5 protein-coding genes are annotated in these 6,900 nt (G+C 46.5%); 4 read left to right on the top strand and 1 reads right to left on the bottom strand.

Going from position 1 to position 6,900, the window contains the following annotated elements:
• Positions 1-97: 97 nt before the first annotated feature.
• Entirely contained in the window at positions 98-388 is a 291-nt protein-coding gene (locus tag PY364_RS01125) for a helix-turn-helix transcriptional regulator (protein WP_275519693.1), read from the bottom strand.
• A gap of 196 nt (positions 389-584) precedes the next feature.
• Between PY364_RS01125 and PY364_RS01120 the strand changes: the two genes are divergently transcribed.
• The 4 genes from PY364_RS01120 to mfd all read left to right on the top strand — a co-directional run bounded on the left by PY364_RS01120 (position 585) and on the right by mfd (position 6,743).
• Entirely contained in the window at positions 585-1,808 is a 1,224-nt protein-coding gene (locus PY364_RS01120; protein ID WP_275519691.1) for a hypothetical protein, read from the top strand.
• 76 nt (positions 1,809-1,884) lie between these two features.
• Positions 1,885-2,430 carry a hypothetical protein gene (locus PY364_RS01115; RefSeq protein WP_275519689.1) on the top strand — a complete coding sequence of 182 codons (546 nt, stop codon included), beginning with the start codon at positions 1,885-1,887 and terminating at the stop codon, positions 2,428-2,430.
• Between the two features lie 164 nt (positions 2,431-2,594).
• On the top strand, positions 2,595-3,011 hold the full coding sequence (locus tag PY364_RS01110) for a hypothetical protein (RefSeq protein WP_275519687.1): 417 nt from the start codon (positions 2,595-2,597) through the stop codon (positions 3,009-3,011).
• Positions 3,012-3,158: 147 nt separating this feature from the next.
• The gene (gene mfd, locus PY364_RS01105) at positions 3,159-6,743 is read left to right on the top strand and encodes a transcription-repair coupling factor (protein ID WP_275519685.1); all 3,585 of its coding nucleotides are present in this window, start codon (positions 3,159-3,161) and stop codon (positions 6,741-6,743) included.
• The last annotated feature ends 157 nt before the right edge of the window (positions 6,744-6,900 follow it).

The raw sequence follows: 6,900 nt of genomic DNA, 5'->3' as shown, positions 1-6,900 counted from the left end.
GCAGCTTCCCGCTGCACAACGCCAGGAAGCTGCATTTTGTAGTATCGGTTTGGTTTCCACTGGACTTGGCTCCAGTGTCCAGTGGACGGGTAGAGATTTATTCCCCCGGTGGTGAGTTGCCAGTTCGCTTGGGCGGGCCGAAATCATCAGGTAGTTCATTCAAGTTTTTGCCAAGCGCCTGACACAGTGCTTTAACCTGAGCAATTGTTAGCTCTGGCTCATCTTTACCTGTTTCCCAATTGCTGATTACAGACTGGTTTAAAGTCTTTGTCCTAGTTTTATCTGGAATTCGTTTTGCTAATGCCGCTTGGGTTAAACCAGCGGCTTCCCTCAGTATTTGCAGTGCTGGCATCTGCTTAGCGTCTTGAGCTTGTTTCTTTCTAACCATATAGTAGCAGAAATATCAGCATACTCATTGACACACCGAATGATTATGAGTATGCTGATATCAGTAGATACAACAATGGGCAACCGACGAGCCGGCCATAGGGGTATGCAGAGTTCGTAAAGTTGCCTTGGCTGTAGTGTCTCATAGGTAAATTCACGGATACGTAGAGTTCGCTGGAACTTTGCAGGAGACTTTTATGGTTGAAAATCAGTTTTCTATCGGCGACTTGGTAGCGCACAAGCATTATCCAGAGCAAGCGATCGGTCACATCACCCAGTTTTATCCCAGCGGTCGAGTGGGAATCAGTGGCGATCGCGCCCGCAGTTTCTTACCCAAAAACTTAGTTTTAGTAACAGAAACACAAATATCTAAGGAACTAGCAAAAGAAATAACTGGGAGCGAAAACACTCACAGAGGATGGGCCGAAGCCAGAGCAGCAGAAGCAGCAGCAAAAGCAGCAGCAAAAGCAGCAGCAATAGAAAAAGAAACTAACGAACTGATCAAAATGCTGGAGAAAAAACTTGCTGCTTCCCAGACCGAAGCAATGGAACTTCCCCCAGTTTCCCCAACGCCCCTCCCTACTCCCCCAGTTTCCCCGGCGCAGGCACAAACTAAAGAACTGGCAGAACATTCTGAAAATTGCTCTCAATGTAGAAGTCAGGACATCCGGCGCTTCCACTACCACGACCCCAAAGAACATTATTTTTACTGTCGCAACTGCGGTCATGAGGGATGGGGACATACTCCCACTGAGGAACCAAAGATTGAGCACGAAGAAGAATTGGATGCAATGGCTACGCCCGCCAAAGGCATCAGCACTGAATGCTGTGAGAACGATCCCTGCATTGACTGTGACGATTATTGCAACTGTTCAGACTGTTCAGAATCAGAAGGTGAGGACACTGAATCAGAAGTGATGGAAATTCCACCGCTGGAAGTTAAGGAGTTGGAGGATGCGATCGCGCCGGGGGAAGTTCCACCGCTGGAAGTTGAGGGTGTGGAGAATGCGATCGCCGCGCAAGCGGACTTAGAACTCCCCCCAATCCCGCGAGACTTTAGCGAACTGAATATACCTGAATGGTGGGAAAGGCCCATCCTGCCAGAAGTTTTCAAGTGCGAAGAAGATGACGATGATGATGGGGAAGAATGGTGGGTTCTAGTAGAACCTGGTTATTTCAAAGCCAAATATCGGTCATGGGAACTGCTAATTGATGAAGGCTACCAAATTTACGCCACACCTCCTAAAAGCAATCGCACCTATCACTGCGAGTGTGAATTAGACCTTGATGGCCCAGACGGGCAAATTACGATCGCACAAGAATTTATCGACAGTTGGTACTTTGCCCAACCTAGCCCCGGTCAACTGAGCTTGAACATCTCTGAAGCTGTGGCGCGTGACCCACCGCCACGTTTCCGATAGACATTGAATTTTTTCTCCCAATCAGTTGATGTGCGATCGTCGAGCTAGAGGCGATCGCTTCCTCCCCTAATTCAAAATGAATCCTGCACTTTACATCGACCCCAACTCAGTAAACGAATCAAACCCTTTACGGAAAATCCTAGAAGATTTAGCGTTAGTAGAAACTGAGTGGGAATGGCCCTATGTCGCCTACGAAAACGTAGACACAGAAATTCAATCAGGATTTCTCAGTTACATCCGTATCGGCTACTTCTTAGACCGGATGCGATATCACAAACTGTATAAAACACAGGGCTTCAAATCTTTCAAAGACTATTGCTTAAAAGCACTCAGGAAAAGTGCTAACTATTGCACCAAAATCATCTCTGCTGCTCAAGTCTGCCTTAACTTGGCCGCCGCTGGATTCGAGCAACTTCCTAACTGTGTCGCTCAAGCATTACCGCTAGTAAAGTTCAACACTGTTAATGAATACGGTAACTCAACTCTAGCTGAAAAATGGCAAAAAGTTTTAGACGAAACACCACCTAATCAACCAATTACCTCCACACAAATTACTGAAATTTTAGACGAAACTCCCCCTGAAACTAAGCCACAACAAGTCATAGGATGGAAATTAGCTTAATTGCTATCGCCTCTTCGTAAGCGCCAGCCTGCACAATCAACTGGACAAAATAAATGGGTCTTAATCAGTGAAGTAAGCTTCGGCTTTTGGGAGATTCGTAGACTCTTTGTCCTTATCGGGAAATTTTTACTAAATTCGGTTTAGGGTTCCAGTTACAGGGTTACTTGCTGGGAGCAATTTACCCAATCTGTGACTTTCTCAAGGATGGTAAACCTGAAGTCAAAATCAGGAAAAACCGCCTGACCGGGGCTCAATCCAAACTTAAGCTCTCCGAACGGCGGTTCATGCGAGCTCTCGGTATGAGGGTGGTGAGAGAGGATTCTGGGCAGAAAAAGAAGGGTAAGCAGTCAGGCAGTGCGTTATGCCGTAAAGCTCTGTGGCAGTGGTTGTTTACCCGGATTGAGACTACAAAAAATAATCCGCCGCTGGTGTTTCAGTATGGAGAGGAGCGGATGTCACCGTCTGAAAACTTGCGACGACGGAAGAAGGGGGGGACTCCTGTTAAGTTGGCCCGTCAGCGAGTGATTGCGCGTTGTGTCCGGGAACTGTTTAAAGAGCTGTGTGCGATCGTGCAAAGCTAAATGTGCGATCGCCTCCCACAAATAATGACCCGCAGGATTGGTGTGCCTGCGGGTCATTAATTTGATGGTAAATTCTGTACAGTGAAGAAGTTACGTAAATATCCTCCGGCTTTTTTGTCCGAAGGAGTATAAGCACTTCCATAAAACATGGCTTTCTCTTCGATTATTCGTACCATTGGGCGATCGCAACTAGCAGCAGAACTCCTCACCCAACTGAAACGGCACCGGTGCTTGCAGCTTTCCGGTGTCGCCCGTTTGCCCAAAGGTTTGACAGTTTCAGCTTTAGCACAGCAAGAAGGGCGAAATTTACTTGTAGTAGCGGCAACTTTAGAGGAAGCAGGCCGCTGGGCCTCTCAACTGGAAGCGATGGGTTGGCAAGCGGTTCACTGTTATCCAACTTCTGAGGCATCCCCTTACGAGGTATCTTACTCCGAGCAAAGTGAGATGACTTGGGGGCAAATGCAGGTTTTAGCCGATTTGCTGAATGGGGAATTGGGAGAGGGGGAAATGGGGGACGGAGGGGCACAGGAGAGAGTTCCGTCTTCTATCTCCCCATCTCCCCCGCCCCCTCTCTCCCGCTCTTCCCCTTCGATCGCCATTGTTGCTACAGAAAGGGCACTGCAACCTCATTTACCCCCTGTATCGGCTTTTAAACCCTTTTGTTTGACCCTGAAGCGGGGTATGAGTTGGGATTCTAAGGCAGTTGACCTGAAACTTGCTCAAATGGGATACGATCGCGTTTCTCTGGTGGAAATGGAGGGACAGTGGAGCAGGCGCGGCGATATCGTGGATGTCTATCCAGTGGCGGCGGAGTTGCCAGTGCGGTTGGAGTGGTTTGGGGATGAGTTAGAGCAAATGCGGGAATTTGACCCATCTACCCAGCGATCGCTTGACAAAATTAATCAGTTGGTTTTGACTCCTACGGATTTTAGCCCAATTATTGCTGCTGCTCTTCAAGCTAGTGGCGAGGGGGAAGGGGAAGGGGAAGGGGAAGGGGAAAAAGTACCCCGTCGGTTGTTGGGTAAAGCTTTTGAACAGCCAGCTTGTTTGTTGGATTATTTGCCTGAGAATACTTTAGTAGCTATTGACGAACCAGGTCAATGTCAAGCTCATAGCGATCGCTGGTTTGAAGTAGCCCAAGAACATTGGAGAATTGAGAATGAAAATTTGGAATTACCCAAAATTCACCGCTCTTTTGCTGATTCTTTGGCAGATGTGGAACAATTCGATCGCATTTCCCTCACAGAATTAGCAGAAGATGCTTCAACTCAAAAGTCAAAAGCGCCCAGCGTTGCGAGTGCAACGAAGCAATCTCAAAGCTCTATTAATTTAGCCAGTCGTCCCGTACCGGTGATGCCGCACCAATACGCGAAACTGGCAGAAATGGTCAGACAAGAACGCGATCGCGGCTTTTCTATTTTTCTGGTTTCTGCTCAACCTAGCCGTTCCGTTTCTCTGCTATCAGAACATGACTGTCCATCTCAATTTATTCCCAATCCCCGCGACTATTTAGCCATTGATAAACTGCAAGCCCAACACTTGCCAATCGCCTTAAAATACAGCGGAGTTGCCGAATTAGAAGGCTTTATTCTCCCCACTTTCCGATTAGCTGTTGTCACCGATCGCGAATTTTACGGTCAACACTCCCTAGCTACTTTTAGCTATATCCGTAAACGTCGGCGTGCGGCCTCTAAACAAGTTGACCCCAATAAACTGAGTGCGAATGATTATGTCGTTCATCGCCAGCACGGGATTGGCAGGTTTTTGAGATTGGAAAGCCTGACAATTAATCAGGAAACTCGCGAATATTTGGTGATTCAATATGGCGACGGTACGCTGAGAATAGCAGCCGATCAATTAGGTGCACTATCTCGATTTCGGACAGTTGGCGCTCGCACTCCCGAACTCAATAAACTTAGCGCCCCAACTTGGGAAAAAACTAAGGCAAGAGTCCGCAAAGCTATTAAAAAATTAGCGGTGGATTTGCTCAATCTTTATGCCATGAGAGCGAAACAAGTAGGTTTTACTTTCCCGCCAGATATGCCTTGGCAAGAGGAATTAGAAGATTCTTTTCCCTATCAACCTACTCCCGATCAATTGAAGGCGACTCAAGATGTAAAACGCGATATGGAGAGCGATCGCCCGATGGATCGTCTCGTCTGTGGTGATGTTGGTTTCGGCAAAACTGAAGTCGCTATCCGAGCTATTTTCAAAGCAATTACTGCTGGGAAACAAGTCGCAATGTTAGCGCCGACAACAATTTTAACTCAACAACATTATCACACTCTGAAAGAACGTTTTGCACCTTATCCGATTGAAGTTGGCTTACTAAATCGTTTCCGTACTGAGACTGAACGCCGGGAGATTCAAAGACGTTTAGCGAGTGGGGAATTAGACGTAGTTGTGGGAACTCAAGCAATTTTAGGTAAGGGGGTTAAGTTTAAAGATTTAGGATTAATGGTGGTAGATGAAGAACAGCGATTTGGAGTTAAGCAAAAGGAAGCTATCAAAGCGTTAAAAACGATGGTGGATGTGCTAACACTCACAGCAACACCAATTCCTCGGACGTTATATATGTCACTTTCTGGGATTCGGGAAATGAGTTTAATTGCAACTCCACCCCCTACCCGCCGCCCAATTCAAACTCATTTAGCTGCTTACGATCCAGAGGTAATAAGGACTGCTATTCGCCAGGAATTAGATCGGGGAGGTCAGGTATTTTATGTAGTACCGCGCATTGAGGGAATTGATGATTTAGCAGCACAATTAGGGGTAATGGTTCCGGGGGCAAAAATTGCGATCGCGCATGGTCAAATGGATGCTTCGGAACTAGAAGCAATTATGCTGGCTTTTAGTGCTGCGGATTTCGATATCCTCGTATGTACGACGATTATTGAGTCAGGTTTGGATATTCCCCGCGTCAACACAATTTTGATTGAAGACGCGCAACGGTTTGGTTTAGCTCAACTTTACCAATTACGAGGTCGCGTGGGACGGGCGGGGGTACAGGCCCACGCTTGGCTATTTTATCCCAATCAAAACAGCCTTACTGATGAAGCGCGTCAGCGGTTGAGAGCGATTCAAGAATTTGCACAATTGGGATCTGGTTATCAGTTAGCAATGCGAGATTTGGAAATTCGCGGTGCTGGTGATATTTTAGGAGCAGAACAGTCTGGTCAAATGGACGCGATCGGTTTTGATTTGTACTCCCAGATGTTAGAAGAGGCGATTCGGGAGATTAAGGGTCAGGAAATCCCGCAGGTGGAAGATACGCAAATTGATTTGACCCTGACAGCGTTTATTCCGGCGGATTATATCACAGATTTGGATCAAAAAATGAGCGCTTATCGCTCTGTCGCCTCTGCTAGTACACTGGAAGAGTTGAGTCAAATAGAGGCGGCGTGGTGCGATCGCTACGGCCCAATTCCTAAACCTGCTCAACAATTAATTCGAGTAGTTCAATTGAAACAATTAGCAATGAAAATCGGCTTTTCGCGGATTAAACCGGAGAATAAGCAACACATTGTTTTAGAAACGCCAATGGAGGAACCGGGTTGGAATTTACTTAAAGCAAATTTACCGGATCATCTTCACGCTCGTTTTGTTTACAGTAAGGGAAAAGTTACTATCCGAGGGATGGGGGTTTTGACTGCTGATAAACAATTAGATCATTTGATTGATTGGTTGGGTAAAATGCAAGGAGCTTTATCAGAAGCAACAATTAAATTGTAGATCAAAATTCCCGGAGTGAGGAGTTGTAATTGTGAAGTTAATTATAATGGCTAATGGCTAATGGCTAATGGCTAATGGCTAATGGCTAATTGCTAATTGCTAATTGCTAATTGCTAATTGCTAATTGGGGAAAGAGTTTCCTCATCTCCCCCGCTCC

Source organism: Kamptonema sp. UHCC 0994 (assembly GCF_029167235.1).
In the GTDB taxonomy this organism is placed as follows: domain Bacteria; phylum Cyanobacteriota; class Cyanobacteriia; order Cyanobacteriales; family Microcoleaceae; genus Kamptonema.
Note: the sequence above shows the minus strand (reverse complement) of the source record. Positions and strands in the feature narration are given on the sequence as shown.